Source organism: Polymorphobacter multimanifer (assembly GCF_014205635.1).
GTDB lineage: Bacteria > Pseudomonadota > Alphaproteobacteria > Sphingomonadales > Sphingomonadaceae > Sandarakinorhabdus > Sandarakinorhabdus multimanifer.
This window is the reverse complement of sequence record NZ_JACIIV010000030.1, coordinates 1-16,973: the sequence shown is the minus strand read 5'-3', so window position 1 is coordinate 16,973 and position 16,973 is coordinate 1. Positions and strand designations below refer to the sequence as shown.

The following is a 16,973-nucleotide window of genomic DNA, read 5'->3' as shown; positions in this document are numbered from 1 at the left end:
GTTGGAATTCACGGGATCTACGATGCCATTGCGGTGATGGCCTGGGTGCCGTCATCGTCAACGAGCGCGCCGCGGCTGATGGTGAAGACGCGGTCGATGTTGCGAAGCAATTCGGGCTGGTGGGTGACGATGATCGTCGTCCGCCCTTCCATCAGCCGTTCGAACGCCGCCATCACAAGCCGGCCATTGTCGAGATCGAGACTGGCGGTTGCCTCGTCGAGCAACAGGATACGCGGATCGCGGTAGAAGACCTGGGCAATGGCGATGCGCTGGCGCTGGCCACCCGACAGCAGCCCGCCCTGCTCGCCAACCGGAGCGTCGATGCCGCCCGGCAGGCGATCGATGAATTCGCGGGCGTTGGCCGCCTCGGCCGCCGCCAGCACGCGGGCGCGATCGGGCTCGCCGGCGCCATAGCCGATATTGTCGGCGATGGTCCCTGACAGCAGCACCGCCGACTGGGCAACATAGCCGATGGTGCCGCGCCATTCGGCAAGGTCGAAATCGGCGATATCATGGCCGCCGCAAGTGATCTGACCTCGCTGCGGCGCGTAGAAGCGCTCGATGAGCGCCAGTAGGGTCGATTTGCCGGATCCGCTGGCGCCGACGATGGCGGTGCGCTTTCCGGCTGGAATGACCATGCGCCCGATCGCCAGCGTCGGTTGCGCTTCGCCGCCATCGCCATAGTCGAAACCGATACCGTCGAAGACGATGTCGCCGCGGGCCTCGGCGATCGGCACGGTTGCTCGTTCCGCCCGGACCGTCGTCGGCATTTCAGCGACGAGCAGGTCCGCCAGCACGCCGGCCGACCCCTGGGCGATGCGGAATTGCGCGATGAAGGTCGAGATCGCGATCAGCGGCGCGACGATATTGAAGATGTAGAGAATGAAGGCAGTCAGTGTGCCGGCCGACAGGGTGCCGAGCTGGATGCGCGCGCTGCCATAGGTGAAAAGCACCACCAGCGCAGCCGTCACTGCCAGTCCGTTGACCGGATTGAGCAGCGACTGGACCATCGCAAGCTTGCGTGCCTCGGTCTCGACTGCAGCCAGCTCGCCCGCCAATCGCGTGCGCTCTGTCGCCTCGGCCGTGGCCGCTTTCACCAGGCGAATACCACCGAATACCCGTGCCACTGCCGAGCTGACCCGTGCCGAGGCGGCGTTGATTGCCTTGCTGATTGCCGCCAGCCGCATCACCATCGGGATCATCAGCGCAAAGGTGCCGAGAACGATGCCGAAGATGACGAGCGTCAACGCCGTGTCGAGCAGCAACAGCACCACCACCGACCCGGCGAGCAGCACAACGGCATTGACGAGGCCCGCCGCGCCGGTTGTCAGCAGCTGCGACACCGATTTCGTGTCGCTGACCATACGGCTGACAAGGGCGCCGCTTTCATTGGCATCGAAAAATCGCATCGACCGGCCGACCATCGAATCGAACAGCGATTGCTGGACGTTGCGCGTCACCCGGAGCGCCGCGCGGCTGAGGAGGTAGCTGGAGACCGCGCCGCACACGGCGCCTGCCAGCAGGATGACGACGAGCAGCACGACACGCGGGTCGGCGAGCAGCGAGCCGACTCCCGGCGTGCTGCGCGTCACCGCATCGATGATGTCGCGGGTGATGACCGGAAAGGCGAGGGTGCTCGCCACCTCGACAAGCCCGATGCCGATGGCGCAGGCGATCGCCAGCCGCCGCGGCTGCCCGGCGGCAATCACCTTGCGCAGGGCGCCCGTGCCCGGGCGGGCGGATTGGGTTTTCTCAGACATCGGCTGAAAGTCCCTTCAGGATCGGTTGGCGAGAGGCGCGCAAGGCGGGAAGCGCCCCGCCAAGGGCACCGGTGACGAGCGCGAACACCAGCGCCGCGACAATCGCCGACGTGGTCAGCACAAAGGTGAAGCTGGTCTCCGCCGCCCCAGCGCCGAGTGTGCTGGCGGCGTGGCCGTCGATCAGCAGGAGACCGGCGGCGATGCCGATTGCTGCGCCGGCTGTTGCGAGGACCAGCGCCTCGGCAAAGGTCGCGGCGAATGTGGCTGCCCGTCCGAAGCCGATGGCACGCAGCGTCGCGATCTCGCGGCCGCGGACCGCAACGCTGCTATACATGGTGTTGAGCGCGCCCGCGAGCGCACCCACCGCCATCACGATGGCGATCGGCCAGCCGAAGCGCCGCACCATGCCGGCCACACCGGTCGACTGGGCGGCGAAAAACCTGTCCTCGCGCGAGACGCTGACGTCGATGCGCTTGTCCGCCGCCAACCGCTGCCGCAACGCCTCCAGCGTCAGGCCGTCGTCGAGACCGACGCGCAGCGACTGCACGACATTGCCCCCCTCGGCGGCCACCTGGCCGGTGTCGGCCCAGACCTCGCTTTCAAGGGCCGAACCGCCCGCGCTGAACAGGCCGACAACACGCCACGGCCGCCCTTCGATGAGCAGCGTGTCGCCGACCATGCGCCCGCCGAGGCGCCGCGCGGCCGCCTGTCCGAGCAGCACTTCGGCACGCCCCGGCTGCATCATGCGCCCGTCGACGATGGTCAACTGCGGGCGCAGGGCCGCCGCCGACGGCGTCACGCCGCGCACCACCACGCCGGCTGGCTCGGCCGCCGGCCGGGCGAGGGTCCGCGTTGCCACACGCTCCGGCGAGATCGTTTCGGCCCCGACTCCGGCGCCGACAAGCGTCGCACGCAGGATCGCGAGATCGGGCGCCGCCAGCACGCTTGCCGTTTCCGACCGTGCGTCGCCGCTGACGATGATCGCCACCTTGTCGGACCCCGCACCCTCCAGGCTCCGCGAAAAGCCATCGGCGGCTGCCAGGAAGCCGAGCAGGATCAACACCACCAGCGCAATGCCGAGGACGGTCGCCAGCGCCATCGGCCAGCGCTGACCGAGGCCGCGGACGGCGATGCGAGTGGGTGCGAAGAAGGCGGCAATCGACATGTTTCAGCTCCTCGCAAAGGCCTGGGCGGGACGGATACGCAGCGCCGCCAGCGCCGGCGGCAGCCCGGTGACGAGCCCGAACACCAGCGCCAGCCCGAGCCCGCCGGCGACGACCCCGGCCGGTATCGACACGTCGCCGCCGCCCATGTCCGCCGCGACCGCCGCCACCAGCGCCGCCGCCAGCACCAGACCGGTGACCGCGCCGATGGTGGCGACGAGCAGCGCTTCGCCGAGCACCACCTGCAGCACGGTGGCGGCCGGAAAGCCGATCGCGCGCAGAACGCCGATCTCGCGGACGCGCTGGCGCACCACCATCGCCAGCGTGTTGCCGACGACCATCAGGATGGCGACGAACGCGGCGCCGACGACGACGCGCATCACGGTTTCGAAGTCGACGAGCTGCGAAAGAAAGGCACGCGCCATGGCGCTGGCCGGTTCGGTCTTTGTGGGGCTGTCCGAATTGGCAAAGCGGGCGTCGATCGCCGCTGCGACGCGGTCGTTGTCCGCCGCCGACCGCGTCCGCAGTCCGAACCAGTGTACCCGGTCGCGGCCCAGCGCCGACCCTTCGTTGAGATACTCGAAATGCCCGATAGCACCCTTGATGCCGCTGTCGCTGCCATCCGCGGCGGTGAAGCTGCCGACATAGCGATATTCCCAGTCCGCCGAACCGTCGCGGCGCGGCTGCGACGGGCTGGTGATGGTCACCAGCTGGCCCGGCTTCCAGCCCTGTTCGGTCGCGGTCGCCGCATCGGCGATCAGGCCGTCCCGGGTGCGCAGGAACGTCGCCTTCGTCGCCGCGTCGAGCAACACATCATCTGCGTTTTGCGCGAGATAGGCCGGCGCCGAGACCATCATGGTCGGCAGCTTGTGGTCGCGGCTGCCGACATGGCCGGCCATCACAACCTGGTGCGACACGCTCTCCACCCCCGGAATGCGGGCGATTGCCTCACCATCGCGGACCGGAAGCATCTGCAGGATGTTGACTCGGTGGCGCACGACCAGATCGCGGCTGGTCGCCATTTCCGCATCGGGATCGAGCAGTGCCGAAAATCCGAACAGCGCGCCGAAAAGGCTGAACGCGACCGCGACCGACACGATCATCAACCCGGCGCGCAGCCGATTGCGGCCGAGGTTGCGCCATGCCAGCGTCGCCGGGCTCATGCGGCCGCCCCGGCAGGCGCAAAAACCATCATTCCCTTGTCGAGCACCAGCGTCCGGTCCGCCCGCGCCGCCGCGAGCGGGTCGTGGGTCACCATGATCACTGTCTTGCCGAGCTCCCCGCTGACCAGCGCGAGCATGGTCAGCACGTCCTCGGCGGTCGCGCGATCGAGATCTCCGGTCGGTTCATCGGCGAGCAGCAGCTGGGGGTCGGCGACCAGCGCGCGCGCAATGGCGACACGCTGCTGCTGCCCCCCCGAGAGCTGCGCCGGGCGGTGGCGCGCCCGGTCGGACAGGCCGACGAGATCGAGCACCAGCGCCACGCGCTCGCGCCGTTGCCGCCGGTCGAGCCTGGTCAGCAGCAGCGGCAGTTCGACATTCTGCGCCGCGGTGAGGTACGGCATCAGATTGTAGAACTGGAAAACGAACCCGACATTGTCAGCGCGCCACCGCGCCAGCCAGCCGTCTCCCATGCCGCTCATCGGCCGGCCATCGAAAAGGATGCTGCCGCCATCGACATGGTCGATCCCGCCGACCAGGTTGAGCAACGTCGTCTTGCCCGATCCCGACGGCCCCATGATCGCGACGAACTCGCCGCGGGCGAATTCGAGGTCGAGACCGCGGAAGATCGGCACGCTGCCCTCGCCGCGGCCATGGCTCTTGTGCACGCCGTTCAGAGTCACGAGGGGCGACGTCGGCACGGCGATCGGCAGACAGGCATTCATGTTCGCGCTCCATCCTGAAAGGCGATGCGTGCCGCCATCTCGGGCATCAGCCGCGCATCGATACGGTCGAAGCCGACGCGCACGCGGAAGGTGGCACGCGCCCGGTCGGCGATCGGCACCACGGCGAGCACGCGGCCGGCGTAGGGCCGATCTGGATAGGCATCGAGCGAGATTGCCGCTCCCTGGCCCGGTCGGATCGCCGCGATCTGCGCCTCCGAAACGTCGACCTCGACTTCAAGGCTGTCCATGTCGACGATCGTGCAGATGCCGGTGCGGGTAAAGCCGCCGCCGCCCGATACCGGCGAGATGATCTCACCCGGCTGTGCGCTCAAGCGCGTCACCACGCCGCTGAAGGGCGCCCGGATGACCATGCGCGAGAGCGTCACGCGGGCCCCCGCCAGCCCGGCCGCGCCGACATCGACGAGCGCCCTCGCCCGCACCAGCTCGGCATCGATCGCCGCCACATCGGCCGCCGCCCTGGCGACGTCTGCGCCACGGGCAAAGCCGCGCGCGTCGAGCGTGTCGAAGCGCAACTGTGTCGCCGCTGCCTCGCGCCGCCGTGCCGCCAGCCGGTCGATCTCGGCATGGGCTGCGCGGAGTGAAGCGGCGGCATCGTCGACCTGCGCCGCTGCGGCCGCATCGTCGATGCGGGCGATGACCGTGCCGGCGGCGATGCGCTGGCCTTCCTCGACCTCGACATGGTCGATCCGCCCGGTCACGGGCGCCGCGATCGTTGCCTGGCGCCGTGCCACGACATGGCCGGCGGCAACCACCGATGCCACCGGAGCTGTAGGGGTTGGCGCCACCACGACCGGTGGCGCTGCTGCAACCTGCGACCGCTCCCCTGCCCGCCCGGCGGCGAAGCCTGCCCCCGCTGCCGCCAGCACCATCATGGCCGCGGCGACTGCCGCACCGGGCACACGCCGCCGGGTGGCCGGCACCGGCTCGGGCGCCGCAGCCGGCCGCCGCATCGCGGCACTGTCGATGCGCAACCGCCGCAACTTGTCGGCGACGTCGGCCATCGGCATTCCTGCAGCTTCGGCCACAGGCGGCGCGATCACCCCGGCACTCACGCGACCAGCGCCTCGAGCCGGGCCAGCCGCTCACGGCAGAAGCCGCGCACTTGCGGATCGTCATTGGTCAAGCCGCCCTGGTGGACGGCGATGGCGCCGAGGGCGTCGGGCTGCACCCCGGCCAACGCGTTCAGAGCCACCGTCCGCACCCTGCCCGACACATGGCCGCGCGCCGTCTCGGTCAGGAAATCGAGCGTGTTTCCATCGTCCTCGCCAGCGACCGCGAGGATCGGCAGCAGCGCCGTCGCGCCGATGCGGTTGAGGATGCCGCTGACGGTCATCGTCTTGGTGTCGAAGCCATACTGGTCCATGAAATTGCCGCGCAGCGAGTTTTCCATGATGTTGATGCTCATCGACATGGCATCCCCCGGCCGCTGGTCGTGGACATCGCGAAAGGCGCGATAGAGCATGACCTTGCCCTCCTCGAGCGCGCTGCTCTCGACGAAGCGCAGCGGCACCGCCTCGCCCGGATAGCCAAGGACATCGTCATAATCATATTCGTAATAGTCGCTCTTGTACCCCGGGCCCTTGTAGCCGACGGTCAGGAAGTTGAAGTTATGGTCGTGCGGTTCAAAGTAGAAGAAGGCCTTTGCGCCCGATGAGCGAAAGATGTGGTCGCTTGCCGAAGGCCAGAAATTGCACCGCATGAACCAGCGCTTGTTGGCGGGCGTCAGCATGATCGTCTGCGGCGTGTAATTATGGTCGATGGCGTCGAGGTTGTTGCGCGCCTTCAGCTCCTTCAAGGCCATATCGGCGATGAAGCTGCGGTTGTTGCCAAGCCGTTTCAAGAGCGGCGCCGCGGCGAGCATGTCATCCTCATTGCGCGGGTCGACGGCGTTGTCCTCGATGAAGGCGATCATCTCGTCGAGCTCGATGCTGGCAGTGTCGTCGAAATGGCGGACGATGGGCATAGTAATTTCCTTGTGCAGGAGGACTGTGCAGGAAGAGTGTTCAGGCGGCCTTTGCGAGATGGGCGTTGACCATCGCCAGCGCGGTGCCGGCACCGCGCCGGACCGCGGGCTGCGGGTCGCTCTCCATCAGCCGGAGAATGTCGGGAAGCGCGCGACCGGCATCCATCCCGATCAGCTCGCGCAGCGCGTGCCAGCGGACGAAATGCAGCGGGTGGTCGAGCAGCCCGCGCACAGCATCCCAGGCGTCGTCGCGATCGAACATTCGTGCCACCGACGCCAACATCTGCAAGCGGCTCGGCGCCTGACCAACCGCCTGGGTCGATCGCACCTCGCCGCTGTCGGCATCGCAGGTCAGCGCCACCGGCGCCTCGCCGTTCGACATCTGGGTGATCAGCAGCAGCGCCGCTGTTCCGCCGGCGAGATACTCGACCGTCTCGAAACTGCCGAGCCGGATGGTTTCACCGGCGACCATCACCTCGGGCATGGCCGGGCTGGCCATCCGCCCCACCGCGCCGAGGTCGGTCGTGTCATCGCACGGCGTCAGCACCCAGCGCCGCACAGGAAGCGTGCCGCGCAGCAGTTTCATCGAGAACGGAGTTCCCGAAAACGATACCGAACGCTTGTCGCCCGGGCGCCGCTGCTTGCCGATCTTGAGCATGTGCGGGTCGATGGCAACGAGCAAAGTGATGAAGTTGCGCGCCCTCGCCACCGCCATGGCGGTCTGCGAAGATGTCGAGAACCCCTGGAATTTGGAGGCAAATGTTCTGGTGTCGGCAAAAGCGGCGCGCTCGGCGGCCAGCACTTCGCGCACCCGCGACAGGGTGAAGAAATCCTCCACGGCCTCAAAGCTTGCCGCGGCATCGTCGCCCAACGCCGCCACCTGCTTTTCCAGTGCTGCAATGCCCGATGCATCGCGGTGATGGACACCCAGCGCCCTCGCCTTGGCGACCACCTCGGCTTCATAATCGGCATCGCGGAGCATCGTCTGCCAGTCCGAACCGTTCCTCATGTCATCCTCCTCCAGCCAGGCCGGCCGGGACACGGGTCCCGGCCGGTGGTGCGTTTTACTCGACTGCGGCGTTGGCCGAGATGCCGGCGATGATGCCGGTGACGATGCCGGCGATGATGCCACCGATGCTGGTGACGGCGTCGTCGGCAGTGTTGTTGGCAAGCCCGGCGTCGAATTCGAGAGCGGGCAGTTCGTTGACGTTGATCATGCTGTTTCCCCTTGCTGAGCTGTGGTTGCGGATCAGACGAGTGCGTCGATGGCGGAGGCGATGACCGAGTGAACCACGGCGCGCACGCCGCCGTTCAGGGCTTCACCGTTCGACACATCGGCCATGCCGGCTTCCAGGTTCAGGCAGGGCAGTTGATTGACGTCGAAATCCTTCATGTGCTTTCTCCCTTTTGTCTTGGAGATCATTCTCCTTGACTTGAGCATCATGTATTTTACCGCTCGCTATTACAACCAATACTTAGCTTCGATTTGAAGCTACTATTCTGTCACTTGTGCTGTTCATCGAAACCATTGCCGCCAACTTCGACAGGTCTTCGCCGGCGCGTGTCCGCACCAGCAGGCTGCCGTTGGCAAGCGCCCGCTCGAACACCCCGGCGCGTGTATCCGCATCGCCGGCGACGTCGGCCAGCGCCGTCACCGCGGCATAGCGGATGCGATCGCTCGGATGCCGTTCGGCAAAGCGATTGAGCAGGTCGCGCCCTTCTGCGCCGTCGAGCCTTGCCAGCAGCGGCAGCAGCGATGCCGTCGCCACCGGGTTCGCAAGCCCGGCAATGCGCCCGTTGGCCAGGTCGAACACATATTGGTCGCGCAGCGGCGTCGTCGCCGATGCCTCGATGATATTGAGCGATACCGAGAACGCCTCGGGCGGCTGTTGGCTGTGAACGTCGATATGCGCACGATACAGGTGCGTGCAGCCGGGCTCGAGCCGGGTCCGCGCTGCCGGTGTCAACGTCACGGACTCGCCGGCGGCGCCAGCAACGCTGCCATGATCATATTCGAAATGATCGCTCAAATAGCCTGGACCGGCATAGCCGAGCGTCAGAAACGAGAAATTATGATCGTGCGGCACGTCGTAGAAAAAGCTTTCCGGCCGATTGTTGCGCACGAGGCTGTGCCGCGCCTGCGGCCAGCAATTGGCGCGTACCATCACCCCATCGCCCTGATAGAGCGCAATGACCTGGGGACCATAGGCACTTACCGCCTGCTGGTTGCGGCAATCCTCGGCGAGCTCGGCGCAGATGATCTCGCTCAGGAAGCTGCGGTTGTTGCCCAGCGCCTGCAGCTCCGGGGCAAATCGGGCAAAGCTGTCCTCGTCGCGCGGATCCGGCCGTGCCGTCCGCAGCGCATCGATCATTTCCGGCAGGTTGATGCTCCGCTGCTCGGCATTGGCGATCACGCGTGGCATGGGGCAGGCCCTTCGTTCGTACGACCTGCCATCGCCCGCGCAGCCGCACTGCGGATATCGGGGTGCGGGTCGTCCGCCGCCATGCGAGCCATCGCGTCCCATGCCAGTGCCGGCCGTATCGCGAGATACTCGCGCATGGCGTGCCAGCGGACATGAAAGTACCGGCTTTCGAGTCCCCGGTCGAAAGCCGTCTCGGGATCGGACAAGCCCAGCGTTGCGAGGCACGACAGCATCATCATCGCGCGCGATGCCTGCGCATCGGTGGTGCTCGCCCCCAGCAGCCGGCAGGTCTCGGCATCATATTCGATAGACAGCGGCGCCGCTTCGCAGACGATCTCGCACTGCACGAAAACAAAGTCGGGACTGGCTTCGAGGAAGCTGTAGGCCTCGCTACGGCCGTCGATGGTGAACACCGTTCCGACTTCCCAGCACTCGGTGCCGCCGATGCGGCAGGGCGGCGCCTCGGCGGCCCGCCAGTCCAGGCCTGGCGCATCCCCTGCATAGCGGCGGATCGTTGCCGATCCGCGGACGACCGAACCGACCATGCAGCGACCCGAGAACCGGATTGACTTTCCGTGTCCACCCAGCCGCTTCTTCTCGGCCAGACGCGCCGCGTCCACAACGACCAGCGACACATTGGCAAGCGGGTGCGTCAGCAGCAGAAGGCCGTCACCGATGGCATTGGGCATGGGCCGAAACGGCAGTTGTACAAAGGCGTCGACGGCCAGTTCGCGGCGCAACATCGCCAGCAGCCCTGCCACCCAGCCTGTGTCGGCGAGCGTGTCCGCCAACGCTTCCCGAACGGCCGCAATCGTTTCCGGACATTCCGCCAGCGCAGCGCGCAACGCCAGCACCGCGGAGCTCGCTTCCCACGCCTGCGCCAGTTGCACGGTACGCCGACCGGTCATTTTCTGGGCGCTGCTGCTGTCCAGCCATTGCCGAAGTTCCGCACTGGCGATCATTGCACTCTCCCCTGGGGGCAGACCCCGTCATTCCGCCGCCGCACCGGCAACGCGACGCCGCCGCCGGTCGGCGGCCGGCTTGCGCCCGGCCGTCGATCCGGTGACCTGCTCCTGCTGTTGGTATCGGTGGACGTGGCGCGATTCCGGCGCCGAGAAAATTACCTCAGTTGGAAACGATGATGCCGACAATCACTGCAACACAGGGCGGTCCACCGACGTCATCGCACAATGTCGTGCCGAACAGGCCGACAACGGTGTCGAGTTCTTCAAGCTCATCGATACGGATCATGGTAAATCCTTTCGATCCCCAAGTTTTCGACACAAGACTTCGCGTATCGTCATCCGTCGTGAACGATTGTTCGATGACAATGCCTTGAACAGACTTGCAATCTTTGATGGAGACCATCTGCTTCAACGGCACCATCGCCGTCGAATAGATTAGTCACGCAGTTTTTCGGTTTCTGTCGGCACCACGAAAATAATTATTCTGGCGTGGTATCTGCCAGGACAATCGCGCCTCAGCGGCGCGAGACGTCGCCGATCCGGTCACGCTCGGCCTCGCGACGATACTCGTCGGACATCGCCCGGAGGTGGATCAGCGCCCGCCGACTGACAAGCGCGGACCGCACGAGATGGAAGAGCAGGAGCAGCAAAAGCGCCAGAGCCGCTGCCTTGCCACCAGGCTCGTCGAGGAGCCTCGCTACCGGCTCCACGATCCCGTTGGCGGCGCCCAGCATCATCGCTTGTCGCTGCCCAAACAAAAGCGCCAGTCCGAACAGCGGCACGATCGCGGCAATACTCAGCAAGGCTCGGCGCAGGTCGATACGTGTGAACAGCATTTCGCGCTCCAGGAATGCCATCCGCTCGGCGCCGGTATCGCGCCACCGCCCCCGACTCTGCCGGTACCGGTGGATCGACGTCCATCCCAGCAATCCGATAATTCCCGCCGCCAGCATGATCGACTCCGGGTGCGGGTCGGCCGCCGCCCGCACTGCGACATAGACACTGACGACAACAGTCAGCACCATCTCGAAGATTTCGCGGATACGAACTCTCCGGATTGCCCGGCGCGATAGCTGCTGTCCCTCGCTCACCGCGTCTTCGGAGCCCAGCGCCACCCAGCTTTCTTTCAAGGCATCGAAATCATCGTTCACGCTGCCTCCTCCATCGCCGTCTGCAGGCTCTGCCGGGCGCGCTGGCAGCGCAGGGTCGCTGCGTTGGCCGAGACCCCGAGTATGGTCCCGATCTCAGTATAATTGAAGCCCTCCAGCAACAATACTGCTGCTTCGCGCTGGGTTACCGGCAGCGACCGCAGCGCCTCGGTCAGCCTTCGCTGCATGTCGCGGCGAATTGCCGTCTCCTCCTGATCTGCCCCGCCAGCAACAATCATGTCATCGAGCTCGCTCGTCCGCGGTGCCCGCGCCGCTTTCTGGACATGCGACACCGCACGACGTTGCGCGATGCTGGCCACAAATGTTTTCAGCGAGGCCTCGCCGCGGAACGCCGGCAGCGCCCTCCATACGGCGAGCAACATGTCCTGCTGCAGGTCCTGCCGGTCGGCAGCATTGGCTTCGAAGGTAAAGGCGATCCGGGCAATCATCGGAGAAAACCGCCTGACAACGTCCGGAAAACTGGCCGCCATATCATCCTGCATCCTCTGATGTAGACACGGGGGCTATCGATAAGCAACACGGTCGCGCGCCAGCCTGCTGCGCTTATTGTCACTGGCACTGGCGCTGGCACTGGCCTGTGACGCAACTGTGATGAACCCGGACTTCTGACCGAGCCGCGGATGCCGTCGAGTCGGGCGGACCTGACGAGTTGTACAATCGGCAATTGCGGCCCCGGCGCGGCGGTGCAAGATGGAGCGGATGACTGCCGCCATGCTCCGTCCGCTGTTCGTCGCCACCGTGCTCGTCGGCAGCTTCCTGTTGTTCCTCATCCAGCCGATGTTCGCGCGCATGGTGTTGCCGCGTCTCGGGGGGTCGTCGTCGGTATGGAACGTCGCGATGCTGTTCTACCAATCGGTGCTGCTCGGCGGCTATCTCTATGCCCATGCCCTCCAGCGTCTGCCACTGCGGCAGCAGATCGCCGTGCATCTCACGCTGTTCGTGCTTGCGGGGCTGACCCTGCCGGTTGCCGCGGCAACCTGGTTGCCCGACCCGGGGACGACGCCGCCGGCGCTGTGGCTGCTTGCCCTGCTGGCGGTCTCGATAGGGCCGGTGTTTCTCGTTGTCTCGGCGCAGGCGCCACTGATGCAGGCCTGGTTCGCCCGCAGCGACGACCCGTCGGCGGACGCGCCCTTCTTCCTTTACGCCGCCTCGAACACCGGAAGCCTTGCGGCGCTTGTCGCCTATCCGCTGCTCATCGAGCCCGGAACGCGGCTGGCTGCCCAAAGCTGGGCATGGTCCGCCGGTTTCGCCATCCTGCTCCTGCTCGTCGCGTTGGCCGGCCGGGCGGCACTGCGGCGACCGGGGGCTGTGGTCGCGGCCCGTGGCGGCGCGATTACCGGGAAGCAGCGCCTGCGCTGGACGCTGCTCGCGCTGGTGCCGTCGGGGCTCCTGCTGTCGACGACATCGCACCTCACCACCGACATCATGGCGATGCCGCTGCTATGGGTGATCCCGCTGGCGGTGTATCTGCTCAGCTTCATCATCGCCTTCGGTGCGGGCGGCGTTCGCATGACGCGGATTGCCGTCGGCGCCGCACCGCCGCTGCTTCTGCTGCTCGGCAGCCTGGCCTTCGTCACCGCCAGCGCGGCGGTCATCTTCTACACTGTCTCGGGCGTCGTGCTGCTCTTCGTCATCGCCCTCGCGCTGCACGGCACGCTGGCCGCCGAGCGACCCGACGCCGGCAATCTTACGGAATATTATCTTTGGATCTCCTTCGGCGGCGCGCTCGGTGGGCTGTTCTGTGCGTTGGTCGCGCCGCTTGTGTTCGACTGGGGCTATGAACATCCGCTGCTGCTTGTCGCCGCCGCGCTGCTGCTGCCGGCTTCGCCGGTGGCGGGCTGGACGGACCGGCTGTGGTCGGGCCGGGGCGGCGCCGCAATGCGCTGGCTGGTGCCGCCACTGGCCTTGGCCGTTTCACTTGCGGGCGCGATGTGGCTGACCGGGCAGCCAGATGCCTTGCTGGTGGCGATGGTCTTCATCATGGCCCTGGCTGTCGTCTCGATCGGTCGCCCGCCATGGTTTGCCTGGGCGTTCCTGATGCTGATGATGATGCTGGGCGGCTGGAAGCAGCTCGATCCTGCCGCGGCGCCGGTCGAGCGGATCCGCAGCTTTTTCGGCATCTACACTGTGCGCGATTCAAAAACTCGCCAGGTCCGGCAGCTGCAGCACGGTACGACGCTGCATGGGGTGCAGTCACTCGTGGCCGGCAAGACCACGCGACCGACGAGCTATTATTCCCCCGGCTCCGGCGTGGGGCGGGTCTTTGCCGCCGCGCCGCGTCTGTTTGCGGCGCCGGCGCGGATGGCGTTTGTCGGCCTGGGTTCGGGAACCCTGGCCTGTTATGCGCGGCCAGGGCAGCGGTGGACCGCGTTCGAGATCGACCCGGCGATGGTCCGCATAGCGCGCGACCGCCACCTGTTCACCTATGTCGAGGACTGCGCTCCCGGCTTGCGTATCGTCATCGGCGATGCCCGGCTGATGCTCGCGCGGGAGGCGCTCGGCAGCCTCGACATGCTCGCCGTGGATGCCTTCTCGTCCGATGCGATCCCGCTCCACCTGATGACGACCGAGGCGTTTCGTGTCTATTCGCGCGTGCTCGGGCCCGATGGCGTGCTGCTGCTCCACATTTCCAACCGCTACCTCGACCTCGAGCCGGTCGTTGCCGCGATTGCGCGCGCCGGGGGCTGGACGGCGCGGGTCCGGCGGCACCAGCCAGGGCGGGTGGCGAGGCCTGGTGAGGCCGATACCCGGTCGATCTGGATCGCGCTGACGCGTACGCCGGCCCGGATGGAACAGGTGGTTGCGGCCACGGGCGATGTGCCGGACGACTGGCAGTCGCTCCGCGACCCTGGGCGCTCGCCGCCCTGGACTGACGATTTCGCGTCGATCCTGCCCGCGTTCAGATCACCCTTCCGATGATTGCCGCCGTCGATTACCGGTCTTCCGCAAAGTGAGCGCGACCCTATGCCTCAAACTGGCTATTGTTGTGTCGGCCAACCGAGCATGGCGCCATCAACGATCTTCAGCAGCTTGTCGCGGCAGGCGCCATCCTTTGCCTGCGTCGACATTCCCTGCACAACGGCGAACACCAACCCCGCCATCATGTCAGCGTCAAAATCGGCGGGCAGCACACCGGCGCGCACATCGCGCTCGATCCGCTCTTTCAATGCGGCTTCGATGGCGCGCCGGATCGCTGCAAGCTCCTCGCGAACGTCTTCGGCACTCTCCGAACTGCTGACAATCGAGCTTGCCAGCAGGCAGCCCGGGGGGGTGTCCTCACCGGTGTCGCCCAAGGCAGCAGCAGTCAGAAGGTCACGCGCGGCATCGCGGGCGGTTTCAGCACGGTCGATCGTCTGGACGACCGCCGCCACACCGCCGAGGTAACGATGGACCGCCTCCCGGAACAAGCTCCGCTTGTCGCCGAACGCCGTATAGAGGCTCGGCGGTGAGATCCCCATGGTGCGCGTAAGGTCGGCGATCGATGTCGCTTCATAACCATGCCGCCAGAAAAGCCGCATAGCAGCGTCGAGCGCGGTTTCGCGATCGAAGGATAGTGGGCGTCCGATACGCCGTCTGGCTGCAGGCTTGTGCTCGGGCAATTCCATAGCGATTGCTATATATGCCTTGACGGCTGACCGCAATTGGTCTTCAAGGCTATTCTGTATTGACCACTATGAAAGTGTTCCCATGGCGCTCGACGATTATCGCACCCTCGGCCGTTCCGGCCTGATCGTCAGTCCGCTGGTGCTCGGCACGATGACGTTCGGGGTCGCACGATGGGGCATGGATCGCCCGGAGGCCGAAGACGTCTTCAACGCCTATGTCGAGGCCGGCGGCAACGTCGTCGACACCGCCGATGTCTATGCCGGCGGGCGCGGCGAGGAGATGCTCGGCGCGATCATCGCCGATCGCGGGCTCAGGGACCAGCTCGTGATCGCCACGAAATCCGGTTTTGCGAGCGGTGCCGGCCCGCACGCGGGCGGCAATGGCGCCAAGCACATCCACACTGCGCTGGAAGGCTCGTTGCGCCGCCTCGGCACCGACTATATCGATCTCTACTGGATCCACGTCTGGGATTCGGTGACGCCTGCCGAGGAGCTGGTGGAAACCATGGCCGGTCTGGTTCGCCAGGGGAAGATCCGGTACTGGGGCATATCCAATGCGCCGGCCTGGTATGCGGCAAGGCTCGCGACTTTGGCGACCGAGCGTGGCATGCCGGGACCGATAGCCCTTCAATATTTCTATTCCCTGGTCAGCCGCGAAGTCGAGGCCGAGCATGTGCCACTGGCGCGCGACTCCGGCTTGAGCATGATGCCGTGGAGCCCGCTTGCTTATGGGTTGCTGACCGGAAAATACGACCGTGCGGCTGTCGAGGCCAGCGCCCCGCGCGCCGGCGGCCTGCCAAGCGACGCCGGCAGCAGCGGCCGGAGACCCGTTGCCGACAAACGTCTCGGCGGCGCAAACCCCTTCGGCGACACATTGTTCACCGCGCGCAACTGGGACATCGTAGAGGCGTTGCGAACCATCGCCAGCGAGATCGGCGAGCCGCCTGCACGCGTGGCACTGGCCTGGGTGCTGTCACGGCCGAGCGTCGATACGGCGCTCATGGGCGTCAGCCGGGTCGCCCAGATCCGCGACAACATCATTGCCACCGATCTTCGCCTGACCGACGAGCACCTTGCTGCTCTCGACGCTGCGAGTGCGCCTCCCACCTCGCTGCTGTACAATCTGTTCAGCGCGCCGGCACGCAAGGCAGTGATCTTTGGGGGCAGTGCCGTTTCTGCGCATGCCGGGCGCTGAACCCGGCCAAGCAATGCGAAGCAACAAGGCCTGTCCACCCGGCCTCCTTGAAGGATGAAATCCTGCCCGCCGCCGTTTGTCGCCGACCTGCGCGGCAATGAGCGTATGCGGCACGGTAGCTGCGGCGAGCGCGATGAAGCTGGTCTGCACCAGCGCCGCTTCGCGCGAAGCGCCCTTCCCTTCCCGAAGCGCAAAGGCCGGCCCGCCGCCGATCAGCACCACGGCGGCTGCCGAAGGACCCGCTGCCAGCCACAGCAAACGGGGTGAGGAAACCGCGAAGTCGCGCGTGGCGCATGCAGCAGACCGATACAGGGAGAAGCTCAGGATCGACGGGAGCAGAGCGAAAACCCAGATCGGCAGCGGAGGCAAATCTACCTTACCGAACGTGGATGGTGGCCGTTACAGCCATATGTCGAGGCTCGGCGTTGGCGAAGGCATTGAAACAATGGCGGAACAGTCCACCCTTCGACGCCCCGGGGTGCGCGACATGCAGGGATATCCGGTTGCCAGTCCCGATTTCCAGTCTGGCAAGGCGGTGACGTGGCCATCGGACGCAGCAGATCTGGCGGATACGAACAATCAAGCATCCGCCGCGGCAGCATCAGCCGGTCGACGGCAGAATATCGCCACAGCAAGCGATCCAGCAAGTCAAACAGGGAATAACCATGCACGATTTCAGTAACATTCCGATCGCTACACTCGATGCCATGGATGAAAGTGCAATCGATGCCGTAATTACCCACCCCCTGCGTTGAGCTATCCGGCGGAGACAGCGCCGAGGATGGTGTTGTAGGGATTGGCCCCGGACAGTCGCGCAGTATCGA

At 66.2% G+C, this 16,973-nt stretch carries 18 protein-coding genes; 3 read left to right on the top strand and 15 right to left on the bottom strand.

What is annotated here, in order from left to right:
- Positions 1-17: 17 nt before the first annotated feature.
- From FHS79_RS15990 to FHS79_RS15930, 14 genes are all read right to left on the bottom strand, one after another.
- Positions 18-1,760 carry an ABC transporter ATP-binding protein gene (locus FHS79_RS15990; RefSeq protein WP_184202415.1) on the bottom strand — a complete coding sequence of 581 codons (1,743 nt, stop codon included), beginning with the start codon at positions 1,758-1,760 and terminating at the stop codon, positions 18-20.
- Positions 1,753-2,925 (bottom strand): ABC transporter permease, encoded by a 1,173-nt coding sequence (locus FHS79_RS15985; RefSeq protein ID WP_184202413.1) that lies wholly within the window; start codon positions 2,923-2,925, stop codon positions 1,753-1,755. Before FHS79_RS15985 ends, FHS79_RS15990 begins: the two co-directional genes overlap by 8 nt.
- Before the next feature lie 3 nt (positions 2,926-2,928).
- Positions 2,929-4,086 carry an ABC transporter permease gene (locus FHS79_RS15980; RefSeq protein ID WP_184202412.1) on the bottom strand — a complete coding sequence of 386 codons (1,158 nt, stop codon included), beginning with the start codon at positions 4,084-4,086 and terminating at the stop codon, positions 2,929-2,931.
- Positions 4,083-4,808, bottom strand: a complete 726-nt coding sequence (locus FHS79_RS15975) for an ABC transporter ATP-binding protein (RefSeq protein WP_184202410.1) — start codon at positions 4,806-4,808, stop codon at positions 4,083-4,085. The genes FHS79_RS15980 and FHS79_RS15975 overlap by 4 nt, the downstream gene beginning before the upstream one ends.
- A complete protein-coding gene (locus tag FHS79_RS15970; RefSeq protein ID WP_184202408.1) occupies positions 4,805-5,830 on the bottom strand; it encodes an efflux RND transporter periplasmic adaptor subunit in 1,026 nt (341 codons plus the stop codon). The genes FHS79_RS15975 and FHS79_RS15970 overlap by 4 nt, the downstream gene beginning before the upstream one ends.
- 47 nt (positions 5,831-5,877) lie before the next feature.
- The gene (locus FHS79_RS15965) at positions 5,878-6,792 is read right to left on the bottom strand and encodes a transposase (RefSeq protein ID WP_184202406.1); all 915 of its coding nucleotides are present in this window, start codon (positions 6,790-6,792) and stop codon (positions 5,878-5,880) included.
- Between the two features lie 40 nt (positions 6,793-6,832).
- Positions 6,833-7,801 (bottom strand): HEAT repeat domain-containing protein, encoded by a 969-nt coding sequence (locus FHS79_RS15960; protein ID WP_184202405.1) that lies wholly within the window; start codon positions 7,799-7,801, stop codon positions 6,833-6,835.
- 55 nt (positions 7,802-7,856) lie between these two features.
- The gene (locus tag FHS79_RS15955) at positions 7,857-8,009 is read right to left on the bottom strand and encodes a hypothetical protein (protein ID WP_184202398.1); all 153 of its coding nucleotides are present in this window, start codon (positions 8,007-8,009) and stop codon (positions 7,857-7,859) included.
- A gap of 32 nt (positions 8,010-8,041) precedes the next feature.
- Positions 8,042-8,185, bottom strand: a complete 144-nt coding sequence (locus FHS79_RS15950) for a hypothetical protein (RefSeq protein WP_184202395.1) — start codon at positions 8,183-8,185, stop codon at positions 8,042-8,044.
- 82 nt (positions 8,186-8,267) lie between these two features.
- Entirely contained in the window at positions 8,268-9,215 is a 948-nt protein-coding gene (locus FHS79_RS15945) for a transposase (protein WP_184202393.1), read from the bottom strand.
- Entirely contained in the window at positions 9,203-10,177 is a 975-nt protein-coding gene (locus FHS79_RS15940; protein WP_184202391.1) for a hypothetical protein, read from the bottom strand. The genes FHS79_RS15945 and FHS79_RS15940 overlap by 13 nt, the downstream gene beginning before the upstream one ends.
- Positions 10,178-10,340: 163 nt before the next feature.
- Positions 10,341-10,466 carry a hypothetical protein gene (locus FHS79_RS19225; protein ID WP_274603664.1) on the bottom strand — a complete coding sequence of 42 codons (126 nt, stop codon included), beginning with the start codon at positions 10,464-10,466 and terminating at the stop codon, positions 10,341-10,343.
- Between the two features lie 229 nt (positions 10,467-10,695).
- Positions 10,696-11,331 (bottom strand): hypothetical protein, encoded by a 636-nt coding sequence (locus FHS79_RS15935; protein WP_184202389.1) that lies wholly within the window; start codon positions 11,329-11,331, stop codon positions 10,696-10,698.
- On the bottom strand, positions 11,328-11,831 hold the full coding sequence (locus tag FHS79_RS15930) for an RNA polymerase sigma factor (RefSeq protein WP_184202387.1): 504 nt from the start codon (positions 11,829-11,831) through the stop codon (positions 11,328-11,330). The genes FHS79_RS15935 and FHS79_RS15930 overlap by 4 nt, the downstream gene beginning before the upstream one ends.
- A gap of 217 nt (positions 11,832-12,048) precedes the next feature.
- On the opposite strand from FHS79_RS15930, the gene FHS79_RS15925 reads away from it, so the two are divergent.
- Positions 12,049-14,268 (top strand): spermidine synthase, encoded by a 2,220-nt coding sequence (locus FHS79_RS15925; protein ID WP_243452948.1) that lies wholly within the window; start codon positions 12,049-12,051, stop codon positions 14,266-14,268.
- A 59-nt stretch (positions 14,269-14,327) separates the two neighbouring features.
- Here the strand turns inward: FHS79_RS15925 and FHS79_RS15920 are convergent, their stop codons facing one another.
- On the bottom strand, positions 14,328-14,954 hold the full coding sequence (locus tag FHS79_RS15920; RefSeq protein ID WP_207792398.1) for a TetR/AcrR family transcriptional regulator: 627 nt from the start codon (positions 14,952-14,954) through the stop codon (positions 14,328-14,330).
- Positions 14,955-15,036: 82 nt separating this feature from the next.
- On the opposite strand from FHS79_RS15920, the gene FHS79_RS15915 reads away from it, so the two are divergent.
- Together FHS79_RS15915 and FHS79_RS15910 are read left to right on the top strand one after the other, a co-directional pair.
- On the top strand, positions 15,037-16,149 hold the full coding sequence (locus FHS79_RS15915; protein WP_184202385.1) for an aldo/keto reductase: 1,113 nt from the start codon (positions 15,037-15,039) through the stop codon (positions 16,147-16,149).
- Between the two features lie 133 nt (positions 16,150-16,282).
- Complete coding sequence (locus FHS79_RS15910; RefSeq protein WP_184202383.1) at positions 16,283-16,831, top strand: hypothetical protein; 549 nt, start codon at positions 16,283-16,285, stop codon at positions 16,829-16,831.
- Positions 16,832-16,973: the final 142 nt, after the last annotated feature.